Annotated in this window: 1 protein-coding gene; it reads right to left on the reverse strand. The window is 68.2% G+C overall.

Features of this window, described 5'->3' with window-relative positions; genetic code table 11:
• The gene (locus QRT03_RS32000; RefSeq protein WP_286057224.1) at positions 1-1,065 is read right to left on the reverse strand and encodes an IS630 family transposase; all 1,065 of its coding nucleotides are present in this window, start codon (positions 1,063-1,065) and stop codon (positions 1-3) included.
• Between the last annotated feature and the right edge of the window lie 45 nt (positions 1,066-1,110).

The following is a 1,110-nucleotide window of genomic DNA, read 5'->3' on the forward strand; positions in this document are numbered from 1 at the left end:
CTAGTGTCGCGCGTCTGAAGTTCGCTGACGGGTGGCGTGGGGCAGGATCTCTTCGGCGGTCTTGGTCCAGGTGAAGGGGTGGCAGCGGTCGTTCCAGCCGTCGATGAAGGTGCGGATCTTCTCGACGAGCTGGGCGACGTTGTCGAACGAGCCGCGGCGGATGGCCTGGCGGGTGATGATCCCGAAGAACACCTCGACCAGGTTGAGCCAGGACCCCGAGGTCGGGGTGAAGTGCAGCGTGATCCGCGGATGGCGGGCGAGCCATTCGTTGATCTCGGCGTGCTTGTGGGTGTGGTAGTTGTCCAGCACCACGTGCAGCTTGCGCCGCGGGTAGGCCTTGGCGACCTTCTTGAGGAAGTCGAGGAACTCGGCCTTGCCGTGCCGCTCGTAGCACTGATCGGTGACTCGGCCGGTCGCGACCTCGAGGGCGGCGAACAGGGTGGTCGTGCCGTTGCGCTGGTAGTCATGCGTCGCGCGTGCCGGCAGCCCGGGGCGCATCGGCAGCATCGGCGCGGTCCGGTTCAGCGCCTGGATCTGGGACTTCTCGTCCACGCAGAGCACCACGGCGTTGCGCGGTGGAGCGAGGTAGAGCCCGACCACGTCATGGACCTTGGCCTCGAGCTCGGGGTCGGTGGAGAACTTGAAGGTCTCCGCCCGCCAGGGCTGCACGTGATAGCGCCGCCACGCCCGCGCCACGGTGGCGTCGCCGATCCCGAGCTCACCGGCCAGCAGCCGGGTCGACCAATGAGTGATCCCCAGACGATCCGGCGGGGCATCGAGGGTCGCGGCGATGATCGCGGCGTCGTCGATGGTCTTCGGGCGACCGCTGCGAGGCTGGTCGTCCAGACCCGCGATCCCGCTCGCGGCGAACCGGTCCCGCCACTTGATCACCGTCGGCCGGGACACCCCGAGCGCCCGGGCGGTTGCAGTCGTTCCCGACCCGTCGGCGACGGCCAACACGATCCTGGCGCGCTCGACCGACCCGGCAGAGCGGGTCGACGAGCGCAGCCAGGACTCCAACTCCGCACGATCGTCGTCGCTGACAGCCAATCCCGAGGGGCTCACCCCCTCAAGATCTCACCTCCAGCCATGTCAAGCAACTAACGACGC

Source organism: Actinomycetospora termitidis, from assembly GCF_030286555.1.
GTDB lineage: Bacteria > Actinomycetota > Actinomycetes > Mycobacteriales > Pseudonocardiaceae > Actinomycetospora > Actinomycetospora termitidis.